Annotated in this window: 16 protein-coding genes and 1 riboswitch; of the genes, 1 reads left to right on the top strand and 15 read right to left on the bottom strand. The window is 63.9% G+C overall.

Going from position 1 to position 13680, the window contains the following annotated elements:
* Positions 1-45: 45 nt before the first annotated feature.
* Complete coding sequence (gene tnpC, locus BLS08_RS24945; protein WP_124097827.1) at positions 46-1566, bottom strand: IS66 family transposase; 1521 nt, start codon at positions 1564-1566, stop codon at positions 46-48.
* 19 nt (positions 1567-1585) lie between these two features.
* Entirely contained in the window at positions 1586-1945 is a 360-nt protein-coding gene (gene tnpB, locus BLS08_RS24940; RefSeq protein WP_003458507.1) for an IS66 family insertion sequence element accessory protein TnpB, read from the bottom strand.
* Between the two features lie 83 nt (positions 1946-2028).
* On the opposite strand from tnpB, the gene BLS08_RS24935 reads away from it, so the two are divergent.
* Positions 2029-3699, top strand: a complete 1671-nt coding sequence (locus BLS08_RS24935) for a TonB-dependent receptor domain-containing protein (RefSeq protein ID WP_090337668.1) — start codon at positions 2029-2031, stop codon at positions 3697-3699.
* Between the two features lie 37 nt (positions 3700-3736).
* Here the strand turns inward: BLS08_RS24935 and BLS08_RS24930 are convergent, their stop codons facing one another.
* The 13 genes from BLS08_RS24930 to nrdR all read right to left on the bottom strand — a co-directional run bounded on the left by BLS08_RS24930 (position 3737) and on the right by nrdR (position 13604).
* Positions 3737-4531, bottom strand: a complete 795-nt coding sequence (locus tag BLS08_RS24930) for a cobalamin-binding protein (RefSeq protein WP_090337666.1) — start codon at positions 4529-4531, stop codon at positions 3737-3739.
* Complete coding sequence (locus BLS08_RS24925) at positions 4531-4944, bottom strand: MFS transporter (protein WP_090337664.1); 414 nt, start codon at positions 4942-4944, stop codon at positions 4531-4533. Before BLS08_RS24925 ends, BLS08_RS24930 begins: the two co-directional genes overlap by 1 nt.
* Entirely contained in the window at positions 4941-5561 is a 621-nt protein-coding gene (gene ribA / locus BLS08_RS24920; RefSeq protein ID WP_090337661.1) for a GTP cyclohydrolase II, read from the bottom strand. Before ribA ends, BLS08_RS24925 begins: the two co-directional genes overlap by 4 nt.
* A 111-nt stretch (positions 5562-5672) precedes the next feature.
* A complete protein-coding gene (locus BLS08_RS24915) occupies positions 5673-6317 on the bottom strand; it encodes a TIGR02281 family clan AA aspartic protease (protein ID WP_003463199.1) in 645 nt (214 codons plus the stop codon).
* Positions 6318-6335: 18 nt separating this feature from the next.
* Positions 6336-7064, bottom strand: coding sequence for a substrate-binding periplasmic protein (locus BLS08_RS24910; protein ID WP_003463202.1), 729 nt, complete (start codon positions 7062-7064; stop codon positions 6336-6338).
* A gap of 14 nt (positions 7065-7078) precedes the next feature.
* Positions 7079-7606: a phosphatidylglycerophosphatase A family protein gene (locus BLS08_RS24905; RefSeq protein ID WP_090337659.1), complete on the bottom strand. Its 528-nt coding sequence runs from the start codon at positions 7604-7606 to the stop codon at positions 7079-7081.
* Between the two features lie 15 nt (positions 7607-7621).
* A complete protein-coding gene (thiL, locus tag BLS08_RS24900; RefSeq protein ID WP_090337657.1) occupies positions 7622-8575 on the bottom strand; it encodes a thiamine-phosphate kinase in 954 nt (317 codons plus the stop codon).
* 90 nt (positions 8576-8665) lie between these two features.
* Entirely contained in the window at positions 8666-9145 is a 480-nt protein-coding gene (gene nusB / locus BLS08_RS24895) for a transcription antitermination factor NusB (protein WP_090337655.1), read from the bottom strand.
* Positions 9142-9618, bottom strand: a complete 477-nt coding sequence (gene ribH / locus BLS08_RS24890) for a 6,7-dimethyl-8-ribityllumazine synthase (RefSeq protein WP_074858119.1) — start codon at positions 9616-9618, stop codon at positions 9142-9144. Before ribH ends, nusB begins: the two co-directional genes overlap by 4 nt.
* A gap of 213 nt (positions 9619-9831) precedes the next feature.
* Positions 9832-10911 carry a bifunctional 3,4-dihydroxy-2-butanone-4-phosphate synthase/GTP cyclohydrolase II gene (gene ribBA, locus BLS08_RS24885; protein ID WP_021489585.1) on the bottom strand — a complete coding sequence of 360 codons (1080 nt, stop codon included), beginning with the start codon at positions 10909-10911 and terminating at the stop codon, positions 9832-9834.
* Positions 10912-10923: 12 nt separating this feature from the next.
* Positions 10924-11586 carry a riboflavin synthase gene (locus tag BLS08_RS24880; protein ID WP_017675583.1) on the bottom strand — a complete coding sequence of 221 codons (663 nt, stop codon included), beginning with the start codon at positions 11584-11586 and terminating at the stop codon, positions 10924-10926.
* A 126-nt stretch (positions 11587-11712) separates the two neighbouring features.
* Positions 11713-11867: riboswitch (FMN riboswitch) on the bottom strand.
* Between the two features lie 157 nt (positions 11868-12024).
* A complete protein-coding gene (ribD, locus tag BLS08_RS24875; protein ID WP_090337653.1) occupies positions 12025-13140 on the bottom strand; it encodes a bifunctional diaminohydroxyphosphoribosylaminopyrimidine deaminase/5-amino-6-(5-phosphoribosylamino)uracil reductase RibD in 1116 nt (371 codons plus the stop codon).
* A complete protein-coding gene (gene nrdR, locus BLS08_RS24870; RefSeq protein WP_003243991.1) occupies positions 13137-13604 on the bottom strand; it encodes a transcriptional regulator NrdR in 468 nt (155 codons plus the stop codon). Before nrdR ends, ribD begins: the two co-directional genes overlap by 4 nt.
* Positions 13605-13680: the final 76 nt, after the last annotated feature.

The raw sequence follows: 13680 nt of genomic DNA, 5'->3' as shown, positions 1-13680 counted from the left end.
GTAACTGCTCCATAAACCCCACCTACTGCTGATGTGGCGGGTCTGTCAGGATGCGCTCGCTGGCGAGCAACTCCACGGCAGCAGCGCTTCGTAATCCTCGACGCTACTGGCGGTCGGCAGGCGTTCAAGGATGTGGCGCAACCAGGCGTAAGGCTCTTGCCCGTTGGCTTTGGCAGTTTCGATCAGGCTGTAGATCTGCGCGCTGGCCGTGGCACCCTTGGGCGTGTCGCTGAACAGCCAGTTCTTGCGGCCGATGACGAAGGGACGGATGGCGTTCTCGGCGCGGTTGTTGTCGATCGGTAGATGCCCGCCTTCGATGTAGCGCACCAGCCTGCTCCAGTTTCTGGCCAAGTAGTTCACCGCCTTGCCCAGGGCCGTCTGCCCAGCGACCTGCGGCTGGGTTTTGTCCAGCCAGGCCTTGAGTTGGTCGATCAGGGGCTGGCTGCGTTGCTGGCGGACGTCGAGGCGTTCGTTATGGTCAGCGTCCTTCAGGTCACGCTCGATGCTGTAGAGCTTGTTGATCAGGCTCAGCGCCACGTCGGCACGCCCAGTCTTGCCCTTGGGCTGCACCTTTTGGGCTTCGACGAACTTGCGTCGCGCATGCGCCCAGCAGCCCAGGCGTTCGATGCCGTCGCGTGCAGCCACGGCGTTGTAGCCGGCGTAGTCGTCGGTCATCAGGTAGCCGCGGTAGCCATCGAGCAGGCGTAGCGGCACCTCCTGCGCGCGGCTGGCTGTGTAGTCGAAAAGGATCACCGGCTTGTCCGGCGGCCCACCGCTTTGCACCCACATCCAGGATTGTGCCGAGGGGTCGCGCCCCGGTTCATGCAGCACCTGTAAGCGCGTTTCGTCGCAGTGCAGCACGGGGTATTCGAACAGTTTGTCGCGCATCAGGTTGAGCAGCGGTTGCAGTTGCTCGCCACTTTGGATCACCCAACGCGCCAGGGTCTGGCGTGGGATGTCGACGCCGTGGCGGCTGAGCATCTTTTCGAAGCGGTACAGCGGGATGCCGTCGGCGTACTTGGTGGTCAGCAGCATCGCCAGCACGCTGGGGCTGGCCAGGCTCTTCTCGATCAGTTGTGCCGGCTTGTCGGCGGTGACCGGCGCGGTTTCACAGGCCTTGCAGGCATAGGTCTTGCGGATGTGGCGGATGACCCGCACCTGCATCGGGATGATCTCCAGCTGCTCGCTGGTCTCCTCGCCGATCACCTGCTTGCAGGCACCGCAGGCGCAGGTCAGCTCATGCTCGGGCAGCTCATGGATGACCTCCATACGCGGCAGGTTGGCCGGCAGCGGCTTGCGTTTGCCACGGCGCTTGACCGGCGCAACGACTTCTTCGGCTTCGACTGGCTCGGCGGCCGGCGCTTCGATCAGCTCTTCGACCTCGTTGAACATGGCCAACTGCGGCGAGTCGGCATCTTCAGGGCTGCGCTCGGACTTGGGCGAGAACAGCTTGTGGCGCAGCAAGGCGACTTGTTCCTGGAGTTGCGCCACCTTTCCCTGAGCCAACAGCAGCATCTGCTTGAGCAGGACGGGATCGTCGGGAAGGTTGTCGGCGCCAAATTTCATGGCGCCGGATTATACCGGCTCAGGCCACGTAACGCGGCGTCAGAACCTGATGCGGACGGTTACGCCACAGGTCGATACCGTCGAGCAGCCAGTTCAGCTCGTCGACCGTCAGTTCGATGGCTTCGTCACCCGCATCGGGTTTGGTCTTGAAACGCTCAGCTTCCAGTCGCTTGAGCCACAGGCAGAAGCCATTGCGCTCCCAGTAGAGAATCTTGACCTGACTGCGGGTGCGATTGAGGAACACGAACAGCACCGGGTTGAACACCTCCACCTTGATGTCCAGCTCGACCAGCGCGGCCAGTCCATTGATGGATTTGCGGAAGTCGACGGGCTTTGGGTAGAGATAGACCTTCTGCACTTTGGCGTCGGGACGCATCATGACGGAACTCCACGGGAAAATAGGGAGCCCAGCATCCGGGATACGGAGAGGTCAGTTGAAGATGGGGTCTATGGAGCGCATACGTGCAGAACGGCGGCCGTGGCAGCAATACCAGCCTGTTCATCCGTGGAACCAACAATGCGCAGAGCCTGGTGCTGATCGATGGTCAACGTACCGGCTCGGTCTCCTCCGGCGGCGCCAGCCTGCAATATCTGAACATCGAGCAGATTGAACGTGTAGAAGTGCTGCGCGGCTCTCGCTCCGCTCTCTATGGCGCCGATGCTATCGGTGGCGTGGTGCAGATCTTCACTCGCCGAGATCAGGGCGAAGGCGTTCATCCCTACCTGCGCATCGCTGGCGGCAGCCAGGGAACCTGGGAACGCAGCCTGGGCGTATCCGGTGGCGACCAGCAGACACGCTACAGCCTCAACACCAGCCTGGAAGAAACCGCCGGCATCGATCGCACCGGCCCCTCCTGGGCATCCGATGCCGATCACGACGCCTATCGCAATCGCGCCTTCAGCTTCAACCTCAACCACCGTTTCAACGACGATCTGCAGATTGGCCTCAGCGCACTCGACCAGCGTGGCAAGAGTGAGTACGACAACCCCTATGGCCGCTGGGATGACAGCACCTTTACCAGCTTCCCGGCCAAGCCCTACAGCGATTACAGCCTCAGTAGCCTCTCGGCCTTCGTCGATGCCCGGCTCAGCGAAAGCTGGAACAGCCGCCTGGAAATCGGCCACGGCGAAGACAAACTGGAAGATCGCGACAAGCTGTTCGCTGGCACCGATGCATTCAACAGCTATCGCAACTCGGCCGCCTGGCTGAACAACCTCGACCTGGGTAATGGCCACGGCCTGCTGCTTGGTGCCGATTACCAGAAGGACAAGTTGCAAAGCAGCACCGCATATAGCGAGGAAAGCCGCTGGAACCAGGCCGGCTTCATTCAACACAGCTACCGCGGCGAACACTTCAGTACCGAACTGGGCCTGCGTCACGACAAGAACCAGCAATTCGGTAGCGAGAACACCTGGAACGCAGCTCTGACCGTGCCGCTCAACCGCGTCAACGACGTGGTTCTGTCCTACGCCGAAGGCTTCCGTGTTCCCACGTTCAACGATCTCTACGGCCCTGCTTCCTGGGGTGCCAACCCGGATCTCAATCCGGAGAAATCGAAGAGCTACGAGTTGCAATGGCGCAGCCAACTGGCCGAGAAGACCCGCCTCGAAGCCTCGATCTACCGCACCGACGTACGCGATCTGATCGCCTATGTGTGGAACTCAAGCACCTTTGTCGGCCGCAACTACAACGTCGACACGGCCCGCATCAATGGCTTCGAAGCCTCGTTGCAACATGAACTGCTCGGCTGGCAGACCACGCTGGGGGTGAGCCTGATAGACCCACGCGATCGCGATAGTGGCCATACCCTGCAACGTCGCGCCAAGCGCACGTTGAACCTGGATATCGACCGCAACTTCGGTGCTTTCGGCATTGGCGCCAGCTGGCAGTTGGTCAGCCGCAGCTTCGATGACCCTGCCAACAATCGTGAAATCGCCGGCTACGGCGTGCTCGATCTGCGCGGCAGTTGGCAGGCCAGCCAGGAGCTGGGCTTCGACCTAAAACTTAATAACCTGCTGGACAAGGGCTACAGCCGCGTCCTCTACCAGAACGCCGAGAACTCCCAATACTATGGCTACCGTGAGCAACCTCTCAGTCTCATGCTCGGCATGACCTGGACTCCCAACCTGTAACATGCGTAGGGTGCGCCGCGCGCACCTCCCCGCCGGGCTATCGCGCAGCCTTCATCCGTTCACACAACTGCTCGATAGCCCCCAGCATCTGCCGGCTGGGCCGCTCCAGGCCCCTGTCCGGCACCGCCCAGACCTGGCCGCGGCGCACCGCATGCAACTGCGGCCAGGCCTGCCAGGCGCTCAACTCGGCATTGCTGCCGCCAAGTATCACGTCTGGGTCACGCGCCAACACAGCCTCCACACTGACCTGTGGCGCCGGCTGCGGTAGATCGGCGAACAGGTTGCGCGCGCCGCACACCTGCAAGGCGTCACCGATCAATTGCTCGCCACCGATGGTGTAAAGCGGTTGGTGCCAGACCTGATAGAACACCGTCAGGGGCTGCTCCCGCTGGTAGCGCTGGCGCAGCGCGTGCAGCTCGGCGCGAAACTCGGCCGCCAGCCGCTCGCCCTGCTCCATCCGGCCCACTCGCTCACCAATACGCACGAAGGCATCGCCGAGCTGGTCAAGGCGCTGCGGCTCGACGATCAGCAGGTCGATACCGAAACGCTGCAACTGCGCTTGTTGCGCCGGCGGCACGCTACCGGGTGCGATAAGGATCAGATCCGGCGCCAGCTGCAACAGTCGCTCGAATTCCAGCTGACCATAACGACCAACAGTGGGCAGGTGCGCCAGCGCGGCGGGATGCTCATCGCCTTCGAGCACGCCGACCAGCAGGTCGGCCGCATCCAGGTCGAGCATGATTTCACTGAGCGAGGGAGCCAGGCTGATCACACGCTCGGCAGCTGACAGCGGCAACGCCAGCAGGCAAAGCGCGAGCAGCAGCGTGCGCATCAACCCAACTGGCGGGGTATGCGGTAGAGGCTGTGCAGCACGATGGACGACAGCGCCAGCAGTACCAGCGGGATCGCCTCGAGGCCAGCAAGGACTGCCAACGCGGCGATCCACGCAGGCAGCGCAGCGCCAAGCAGGGCGCGCAAACGAACACGATCCAGCTCCAGCCAGGCGGCGGGTTCCTCGTCACTATCGAGGGCTTTCTGGGTGGCGATAAGGGCGTGCTTGTAGGCAGAGAACAGCGGCAGGCTGACGAACATCGAGGCCAGGCCGGCAATGAACATCGGCATGCTCATGACCGTGTGACCGCCACCGCCGAACAGCAGGTTGAACATGAACAAGGGCGCCAGCGCCACGCCCAGTTGACGCCACCAGGCCAGCGCAAGACGCCGCTTTACCTGGCCTCGGGTCACAGGCGCTCCTCGGTCTCACCCTGATGCTGGTTGCCCAGCATATGACCGAGCTTGCCGGCCTTGGTGGCAAGATAGCGCTTGTTGTAGGGGTTGTGTGCAATCTGCAACGGCACACGGTGATCCACGGCGATACCCATGTCACCCAGCGCTTTGACCTTGCGCGGGTTATTGGTCATCAGCTTGAGGCTGTCGATGCCCAGGTGCTCGAGCATCGGCAGGCAGATGGCGTAATCACGCTGGTCAGCGCCGAAACCCAGGCGCTCGTTGGCTTCCACGGTATCGGCCCCACCGTCCTGCAGCTCATAGGCGCGGATCTTGTTCAGCAGACCAATGCCCCGGCCCTCCTGACGCAGATACAGCAGCACGCCGCGGCCTTCGTTGGCGATGGCCTGCAGCGCAGCCTGCAGTTGGGCACCACAGTCACAACGCAGGCTGAACAGGGCGTCGCCGGTCAGGCATTCGGAGTGCAGACGCCCGAGCACCGGTGCACCGTCGGCAACATTGCCGAAGGTCAGGGCGACATGTTCCTTGCCGGTAGCCTCATCGAGAAAACCGTGCATGGTGAACACACCGAAGGGCGTGGGCAGTTGGGAGGCGGCGACGAACACGACGGACACCGGATGCTCCTGGCAATGAGTACGAAACAGGGCCGGCATTGTATCAGCAGCCCCCGCTGGCGGGTCAGTCAGAATTGCCGATCATCAGTATCGAAACGGTCAATGGCAACCTCAAAGCTTGGATTCGAGCACCAGCATGCCTTGTTCTTCGCGCCAGCCCACCCGCCCCATGAAGCTCATGCCGAGCAATGCTTCGGCGGGCGCGCCACCCTCCAACACCACGGCCTCGACACCAAGCACCTCGATATCGCCGACCTTGACCCGATCCAGGCGGACCCGCCAGCCCCGCGCCGTGCCACTGGCCGTGCTGACCGTGAGCGGTTGCCCACTGACGCGAAAGTCGATGCCTAGGCGGCGCGCCTGGGCTTCGTTGAGAGCAACCGACGTGGCACCAGTATCCACTAGGAATGGCACACTTTGGCCGTTGACCGAACCGGTGATCCAGTAGTGACCACCTGGCCCCTTGGCGATGCTCAGACGCTTCCTTACCGGCTCGGCGAAACCGGCACTGTATTCACGACTCAGTGGATAGGCGCGCTCGACACCCTCGACACGCAGCACCGCGCCCTGCTTGTCGACGCTGACTACCTCTACCCCACCCGGACCGGTCTGGCCGACCCGCACCAGCTTGCGCTGGCCATCGACATTGACCACTGCGGCACCGGGGAACAGCCCAACCACCTGAACCTGAGAAGCAGCGCAGACAACACTCGACCCCAACAGCGCCAACACGGCGAGACAGTGACGAAACTGCATGTAGGACGGCCTCCCGGCTCAATCGAAGGGATAAGGCTGCTGCCAGCGCGCGAAGATTGGCCGTAACGTCCCGGCCTTGACCAGCAGCGCCATGCGCTGATCGAACAGCTCGGCCAGGGCGCGCCCTCTGACGTTATCGGCAAAACCGATGTAAAGCGGCAACCAGGTCAGCTCGACCAACTGATAGCGGCCGCGTCGCGCAACATTCGCCAGCAGCAGCTCGAGTTCCGAATGGGAGTCGATATGGAAATCGGCATGCCCCTGATCAAGCATGCCAAGAATATCGCTATGCTGCCGAACTTCCCGGTAATGCCGCACATTCGGCAGATAGCGCTGGTATTCGTAACCGCGCTTCCAGGCCAGATGCAGCTCACCGAGCGACTCCAGCGTGGGGGCCGGCTTGCCGCGCAGACCGAGTGCACTGACGCGCTCGCCGTCGTAATGCCAGCGCGGATACAGCACACCTTCATCTATTTCATCGCGGTAGGAACCCACCCAGGCATCGGCACTGCCACGCTGAACCAGACCTACCGCACGGGTGTAAGGCACGCTCTGCACATGCAAGCGCACCCCGACCGGCTCGAACACCTCACGCAGGATACCCCAGGCCATGCCCGGGCCGTCGGCATTGGTGTGCCCTTCCCAGACTTCGCTGGCCACCTGAATCTCGTCCGGCGGCTGCAGTTCGGCATGCGCCGTCAGGATTACGCTCATGCCCAGCAGCAATGCCAACAGCCTCGCAGCCATCTTTGCTTGCCTCTCTAAAAGCCCAACAGCGCTGCATAACGATCCCAACCCCACACCAGCCCCTGCATCGCCAGCCAGGCGAATACCCCGGCGATCACGTCATCGAGCATGATGCCGACTCCGCCATGCACATGCCGGTCAACCCAGTGGATGGGCCAGGGTTTGACGATGTCGAACAGACGGAACATCAGAAAGCCTAGCAGCAACCAGACCCAACCTTCAGGTACCAGCCAAAGGGTGATCCACATGCCGACCATTTCGTCCCAGACGATGCCTTCATGGTCGTGCACGCGCAGGTCGTCGGCGACCTTGCCGCACAGCCAGAAGCCGAACAGCATGGTCACCCCGAGCATCAGCCAATACCCCCAGTCCGGCAGCATCTGCCACAACGGCACGAAGGGCAGTGCCACCAGCGAGCCCCAGGTGCCTGGCGCCTTGGGCAGAGTGCCGGAGCCGAAACCGAAAGCGATGAAATGCCAGGGGTTGCGCCACACCGAAGGCGGTACGTATTCGGCGGGAACCTGGTTGGGGTGATCGGTCACACGTATTCCGTCCTGTCAGAAATGTTGGTAGCCGCCGGTTGGCGGATCGATAGGCTGGCCAGCGGCATCCAGCAACTGTACCCCAGCGCCTGCCTGAACGCGGCCGATAACACACACTTCGGGCCAATCGGCTTGCAGCTGCGCGAGCCGGGCTGGGGGCAGGGTAAAGGCCAGACGGTAGTCGTCGCCACCACCCAGGGCGCAGAGCCGCGCCTGCTCTTCGCCAGCGAACGCAAGCAGCGGCGCAGACAGCGGAACCTGTTCCAGTTCGATCTGCAGGGCGACCTGTGAAGCCTTGGCGATATGCCCGCAGTCGGCGAGCAGACCATCGGAAATATCCAGGGCAGACGTGGCGAGGCCGCGCAGCGCCTGGCCCAGGGCCAACTGCGGTTGTGGCGACCAGTAACGAGCCAGCAAAGGCTCGGCGACTTCAGGCGTTGCATCACGCTGGGCCAATACCAGTGGCAGGGCGCCAGCAGCGTCACCCAGCTCGCCACCCACGCACAGCAGATCACCCACCTGCGCACCGCTGCGCAACAGTGCCTGCCCGGCCGGCACACGGCCGAACACGGTCAGCGTCAGGCTCAGCGGGCCACGCGTGGTGTCGCCACCGACCAGCGCCAGCGAGCAGTTCTCGGCCATCTGCTGCAGGCCACGCGCGAACTCGGCCAGCCAGGTTTCACTGGCGCTCGGCAAGGTCAGCGCGAGGGTAAAGGCCAGCGGCGTAGCGCCCATGGCTGCCAGGTCACTGGCGGAGACGGCCAGCGCACGCTGACCGAGGAGAAAGGCATCGCAGGATTCGGGGAAGTGCACCCCGGCAACCAAGGTGTCGGTGGAAACCGCCAGCTGTTCACCGGCGGGCAACGCCAGCAGCGCGCAGTCATCGCCGATACCGCGAACCACGCCGTCACCACCCTGCGCACAGGGGGCAGCGGCGAAATAGCGACGGATCAGCTCGAACTCACCCATGAGCCGGCAACGATCTGCCGTGGGCCGGCCCTGCACAGTTCAGGCAGGGCACGGGAGCGCAGGATCGTGAATCGAGCATCCCCGCGGGCCTCAGCGCTTGTTGGCGCTTACTTCAGTAGCGCGCAGCGTCGGCGCTAGCTTGTCGAGGATGCCGTTGACGAACTTGTGCCCGTCGGTGGCACCGAAAACCTTGGCCAGCTCGATACCTTCGTTGATCACCACCTTGTAGGGGACGTCGACGCGGTTCTTCAGCTCGTAGGTGGACAGGCGCAGGATGGCCAGCTCGACCGGGTCGATCTCTTCCAGCGGGCGGTCGAGCAGGGGCGTGAAGGTCTCGTCCAGCTCGGTCTTCTGCCGCGGCACGCCGTGCAGGATCTCGTGGAAGTAGGCACCATCGACCTTGCTGAAATCGTTGTCGACGCGAAACTGCGCTTCGATCTCGTTCAGCGGCTGCCCGGCGATATGCCAGGAGTACAGGGCCTGCATGGCCAGGGTACGGGCTTCGCGGCGCGCGAGAATCTTGCCGCTGGGGCCCTTCTTGGCCGGCTGGCCGTTACCGGAGTTGCTCACTTGGCCTCCAACTGCGCCAGCAGGCTGACCATTTCCAGGGCAGACAGCGCAGCTTCGGCACCCTTGTTACCCGCCTTGGTGCCGGAACGTTCGATGGCTTGTTCGATGGAGTCGACGGTCAGCACGCCAAAGGCGACCGGCACGCCGTATTCCATGGAAACCTGGGCCAGGCCCTTGGTGCACTCGCCAGCGACGTATTCGAAGTGCGGAGTGCCGCCACGAATGACCGCACCGAGGGCGATGATCGCCGCGTATTCGCCACGCTGGGCGACCTTCTGGGTGACCAGCGGAATCTCGAAGGCACCCGGCGCACGGATGATGGTGATGTCGCTTTCCTGCACGCCATGGCGCACCAAGGCGTCGATGGCGCCGCTGACCAGGCTCTCGACGACGAAGCTGTTGAAACGGCCTACCACCAGGGCGTATTTGCCCTGCGGGGCGATGAAGGTACCTTCGATGGTCTTCAGGGTCATGACGGGTCTCACATGGGTTAAAGAGCCGGGGCGTCGTGCGCCCCGAAAATAAAATTCGTGCTCCCGGGGGAGCGGGCTTTGCTCCCCTCTCCCACTTGTGGGAGAGGGGCCGGGGGAGAGGGTTCGGCGTTGGCCACAATTCCCTCTCCCACCCTTCGGGCACCCTCTCCCGGAGGGAGAGGGTCATCAGATGCGGCTCTGTCGAGCCGCTTCTTATTTAGAAGGCAGGTATTCTACAACCTCGAGGTCGAAGCCGGATATCGCGTTGAACTTCATCGGCGAGCTCATCAGGCGCATCTTGCGTACGCCGAGGTCACGCAGAATCTGCGAGCCGGCGCCCACGGTGCTGTAGGTCGCAGGATTGGCCGGCTGCTGGCGGCTGATCAGCGCCAACAACTCCGGCCCGGTCAGTGGGTTGCCCAGCAGCAGCACCACGCCGCTGCCGGCCTTGGCCACTTCCGCCATGGCAGCGCGCATGCTCCAGCGCCCCGGCTGATTGACCATGAACAGGTCGCGCAGCGGGTCCATGTTGTGCACGCGCACCAGGGTCGGTTCTTCGGCGCAGATGGTGCCCAGGGTCAGTGCCATGTGCGCGGTGTTCTCCACACCATCGCGATAGGTCACCAGGTTGAACTGGCCCAGTTCGGTGTCCAGCGGCTGCTCGCTGATGCGTTCGACAGTGCGCTCGTGGATCAGACGGTAGTGGATCAGGTCGGCGATGGTGCCGATCTTCAGGCCGTGCTCTTCGGCGAACTTCTCCAGCTCCGGGCGACGGGCCATGGTGCCGTCGTCGTTCATGATCTCGCAGATCACCCCGCTCGGTTCGAAACCGCCCATGCGCGCCAGGTCGCAGGCCGCTTCGGTATGGCCGGCACGCGCCAGCACACCGCCGGGCTGGGCCATCAGCGGGAAGATGTGACCGGGGCTGACGATATCGTCGGCTACCGCATTGCGCGCCACGGCAGCCTGCACGGTGCGGGCGCGGTCGGCGGCGGAGATGCCGGTGGTCACGCCCTCGGCCGCCTCGATGGAGACGGTGAACTTGGTGCCAAAGCCGGAACCGTTGCGCGGTGCCATCAGCGGCAGCTTGAGCAGTTCACAGCGCTCGCGGGTCATCGGCATGCAGATCAGGCCACGGGCGAAGCGGGCCATGAAGTTGATGTGCTCGGCGGTGACGCATTCGGAGGCGATGATGATGTCGCCTTCGTTCTCGCGGTCCTCGTCATCCATGAGGATGACCATCTTGCCGGCGCGGATGTCTTCGATCAGTTCTTCAGCGGTGTTGAGCGCCATCGGGGCGTCTCCTCAATTCTTCAGGTAGCCGTGTTCGGCGAGAAAGCTTTCGGTCAGGCCCGAGGCCTTGGGCTCGGCGGCCTTGTCGCCGAGCAGCAGGCGCTCCAGGTAACGCGCCAGCAGGTCGACTTCGAGATTGACCTTACGCCCGGCCTGGTAGTCGACCATGATGGTCTCGGCCAGGGTGTGCGGCACGATGGTCAGTTCGAACTCGGCGCCATCGACCGCGTTGACGGTCAGGCTGGTGCCGTCGACGGTGATCGAGCCCTTGTGCGCGATGTACTTGGCCAGCTCGCGCGGGGCGCGCACCTTGAACTGCACGGCGCGGGCGTTATCGGCACGCGAGACGATCTCGCCGACGCCGTCGACGTGGCCGCTGACCAGGTGCCCACCGAGGCGGCTGGTGGGCGTCAGGGCCTTTTCCAGATTGACGGCGCTGCCGGGCTTGAGGTCGACGAAGGCGGTGCGCGCCAGCGTCTCGCGGCTGACGTCGGCCCAGAAGCCGTCGCCGGGCAGTTCCACTGCGGTCAGGCACACGCCGTTGACGGCGATGCTGTCGCCGAGCTTGACGTCACCCAGGTCGAGCTTGCCGGTGGCCACGTAGACGCGCACGTCGCCGCCCTTGGGCGTCATGGCGCGGATACTGCCGATGGCTTCGATTATGCCGGTGAACATACGCCCTCCGGTTTCACGTTGAAGGTATTGCTGAACAGCATGGACGAACTCCTGTTTTGGTCAAAAACAGGGCAATGCCGATCGATAGGGATTTCGCGGACACGCACGAGGCGCCCGTGGAGGGAATCCCGCTCTCTCTTTATCCGGACTATACCGTCGGCCCCGGAATCGCACCGGGTCTGCTGGACCTCGCCTGGCAGGAGCCATGGCGAGCGCTCGCGGGCTAGGTTCTACGAACCATTACCGCCGGTGGGGAATTTCGCCCCGCCCTGAGAACGTTGCAGCCATATGAATGGCCGCGTGGCGTTTTACCATATTTATCGTCGCGGCGCATGGGTCGTAGGGTGCGCTGCGCGCAGCAGGGTCAACCGCCAATCGGCCAGGCCCGCTTGAGTCGTTGCCATCAGGCAAGGGGCCCAGAGAGAACTGCGACGCACCCTACCTGGCCTTGGGCACCGCGGTGATCTGCCAGTCGTCGCCCACGGCGCGGATATCGACAATCTGCAACTCCGGCGCCTCGGCCATACGGTTGAGCGGCAGCTCGAACAACGGCCGAGCACTGGAGCCGAGCAGCTTGGGCGCAACGAAGATACGGTACTCGTCCACCAACCCGGCACGGGCGAAGGCGCCGGCCAGACGCGGCCCGGCTTCGACCAGCACCTCGTTGACGCCACGCCCGGCCAGCTCCAGCAGCAACTTGCGCAAATCGACGTGCCCATTGCTGCCCGGTACGGCGAGCAGCTCGTGGCCATCGGCCAGATAGCGATCACGGGCGGCTGCAGCCGCACAGGTGGCCACCAGCGCCGGGCCGACCTGGAAGAAGGACTTGCTCAGCGGTACCCGCAGCCGGCCATCGACCAGCACCCGCAGCGGCGGCCGCGAGGCCGCCATAAAGGTGGCTTCGGCACCCAACCCCAGCTCGTCAGGGCGTACGGTCAAACGGGCATCGTCCGCCAGCACGGTGTCGGCGCCGCTGAGCACCACGCTGGACTGCGCGCGCAGGCGCTGGACTTCCGCACGCGCCGCCGGCCCGGTGATCCACTGGCTCTCGCCACTGGCCATGGCCGTGCGGCCATCGAGACTCATCGCCGATTTGACCCGCACCAACGGCAGGCCGGTTTCCATGCGCTTGATGAAACCGGCATTGAGCGCGCGCGCCTCGGCCTCCAGCACGCCGGACAGCACTTCGATACCGGCATTGGCCAGGCGTAACAGGCCGCGCCCGGCGACCTGCGGGTTGGGGTCCTGCATCGCCGCGACCACCCTGCCGACACCGGCGGCGACCAACGCATCGGCGCAGGGCGGCGTACGCCCGTGGTGGCTGCAGGGCTCCAGAGTGACGTAGACGGTGGCACCGCGTGCCCGTTCGCCCGCCTGGCGCAGGGCATGAACCTCGGCGTGCGGTTCGCCGGCACGGGCATGCCAGCCCTCGCCGACGATCTCGCCATCACGCACGATGACGCAGCCGACACGCGGATTGGGATGGGTGGAGTAAAGGCCTTTGCGCGCCAGCCGCAGGGCGCGCGCCATGAACAAGTGGTCGCGCTCGCTCATCGGCTTTTCGACGGTTCGCGGGCCAGGCGTTCGATCTCTTCGCGGAACTCGTTGAGGTCCTGGAAGCGCCGGTAGACCGAGGCGAAACGAATGTAGGCCACCTCGTCGAGCTTGCTCAGTTCGGTCATCACCAACTCACCGAGCACCAGCGATTTCACCTCGCGTTCGCCGGTGGCACGCAGTTGCTGCTTGATGCGGGCGATGGCCTCTTCCAGGCGCTCGACGCTTACCGGGCGTTTTTCCAGCGCACGCTGCATGCCGGCGCGCAGCTTCTCTTCATCGAAGGGCTGACGGCTGCCGTCCTGCTTGATCAGGCGTGGCATCACCAGCTCGGCGGTTTCGAAGGTAGTGAAACGTTCACCGCAGGCCACGCACTCGCGGCGGCGGCGCACCTGATCGCCCTCGGCGACCAGACGGGAATCGATGACCTTGGTGTCGTTGGCGGCGCAGAAGGGACAATGCATGGCAGGCGCTGACTGATTGGCGGCAAAGGCACCATGGTAGCGCATAGCACGCCGTTGAAAAATGTAAGTAGCCTTG

Origin of the sequence: Ectopseudomonas chengduensis, from assembly GCF_900102635.1 — a bacterium.
Lineage (GTDB): Bacteria > Pseudomonadota > Gammaproteobacteria > Pseudomonadales > Pseudomonadaceae > Aquipseudomonas > Aquipseudomonas chengduensis.
This window is presented reverse-complemented; position numbering and strand designations above follow the sequence as displayed.

Coding starts and splice junctions, on each gene's coding strand:
- tnpB (WP_003458507.1), bottom strand. CDS start 1,945: ATGATGCGTCCCGACGCCAAAGTGCAGAAGGTCTATCTCTACCCAAAG.
- BLS08_RS24880 (WP_017675583.1), bottom strand. CDS start 11,586: ATGTTCACCGGCATAATCGAAGCCATCGGCAGTATCCGCGCCATGACG.
- ribBA (WP_021489585.1), bottom strand. CDS start 10,911: ATGGCGCTCAACACCGCTGAAGAACTGATCGAAGACATCCGCGCCGGC.
- BLS08_RS24930 (WP_090337666.1), bottom strand. CDS start 4,531: ATGCGCACGCTGCTGCTCGCGCTTTGCCTGCTGGCGTTGCCGCTGTCA.
- ribH (WP_074858119.1), bottom strand. CDS start 9,618: ATGACCCTGAAGACCATCGAAGGTACCTTCATCGCCCCGCAGGGCAAA.
- nrdR (WP_003243991.1), bottom strand. CDS start 13,604: ATGCATTGTCCCTTCTGCGCCGCCAACGACACCAAGGTCATCGATTCC.
- thiL (WP_090337657.1), bottom strand. CDS start 8,575: ATGGGTGAGTTCGAGCTGATCCGTCGCTATTTCGCCGCTGCCCCCTGT.
- tnpC (WP_124097827.1), bottom strand. CDS start 1,566: ATGAAATTTGGCGCCGACAACCTTCCCGACGATCCCGTCCTGCTCAAG.
- BLS08_RS24915 (WP_003463199.1), bottom strand. CDS start 6,317: ATGCAGTTTCGTCACTGTCTCGCCGTGTTGGCGCTGTTGGGGTCGAGT.
- ribD (WP_090337653.1), bottom strand. CDS start 13,140: ATGAGCGAGCGCGACCACTTGTTCATGGCGCGCGCCCTGCGGCTGGCG.
- BLS08_RS24910 (WP_003463202.1), bottom strand. CDS start 7,064: ATGGCTGCGAGGCTGTTGGCATTGCTGCTGGGCATGAGCGTAATCCTG.